Raw genomic sequence first — 1,077 nt, 5'->3', positions numbered from 1 at the left:
CGAAGTCTCCGAGGCGATGGTCACCCTGGCCGCAATCCGCTTGATGCTCCATCGCCTCGCCCATCCCAACCGCAGACGACTGCCCGCCCCATGACTTCAAAAACGGGCACTTAGGCGCGCCCATGGCCTGCGCTGCGAGGCGGAGCAGGTAATCGTGGTCAATGGATCGCAGCAGGGACTGGACCTCTGCGCACGGCTGCTGCTGGACCCCGGCGACCGGGCTGCGATGGAAGATCCCGGCTACCTGCTGGCACGCCAGGCCTTCCTGGCCACCGGGGCCGAGGTGCTGCCAGTGCCGGTCGATGCCGAAGGTCCGCGGACGGACGCGCTGCCTGAGGCCCGGCTGGCCTATACGACACCTTCGCACCAATTTCCTCTGGGCGGCGTGCTGGCAGCCGGCAGACGGCGCGAGTTGCTGGCCTGGGCGGCACGCCACGCGGCCTTTGTCATCGAGGACGACTACGACAGCGAATATCGCTTCGACATCGCCCCCATTCCGCCCCTGCAGGCGATGGATGGCGAGGGACGGGTGATCTATCTCGGCACCGCGTCCAAGACGCTGTCGCCCACCCTGCGTCTGGGCTTTCTGGTTGTGCCAGCAGCCCTGGCCGAAGCCTTCGCTAAGGCTAAGCGCTTGTCCGATCGCCATTCGCCCAGCCTGGAGCAGGAGGCGCTCGCCGCGCTGATCGAGACCGGCGCCTATGAACGCCATGTCCGCCGCGTCCGGCGGCGAAACGCCGAGCGCCGCGCTGCCCTGCTCGCCGCGCTGACCGAGGCGGAGGCCGGGGCGGTGGAGGTTGTCGGCTCCGATGCCGGGCTGCATGTCGTCGCCTGGCTGAACGGCGTGCCGCGTGCCCGTGAGGACGACTTCGTCGCGGCCGCGGCGTAAGCGTCCGGCCTCCATCGCCTTCCCTGGCCGCTGACGTGCGTTGAGGCTGGCGGCCTTAACGTCGGGCGTAAGGTCGTCTGTAAGGTCATGGGCAGCGGGACGGTTGAGATCATCACCGGGCGCGAGCGGCGGCGCCGTTGGAACGTGGCCGACAAGCTCCGCATTCTCGCTGAATGCGATGCGCCCGG

Annotated in this window: 1 protein-coding gene; it reads left to right on the top strand. The window is 68.7% G+C overall.

The annotated features are described in order from the left end of the window. Positions 1 to 127: 127 nt before the first annotated feature. The gene (locus tag E2C06_RS36595; protein WP_277751926.1) at positions 128 to 889 is read left to right on the top strand and encodes an aminotransferase-like domain-containing protein; all 762 of its coding nucleotides are present in this window, start codon (positions 128 to 130) and stop codon (positions 887 to 889) included. Positions 890 to 1,077 lie beyond the last annotated feature (188 nt).

The organism is Dankookia rubra (assembly GCF_004355005.1).
Classification (GTDB): Bacteria; Pseudomonadota; Alphaproteobacteria; order Acetobacterales; family Acetobacteraceae; genus Paracraurococcus; species Paracraurococcus ruber_A.
Note: the sequence above shows the minus strand (reverse complement) of the source record. Positions and strands in the feature narration are given on the sequence as shown.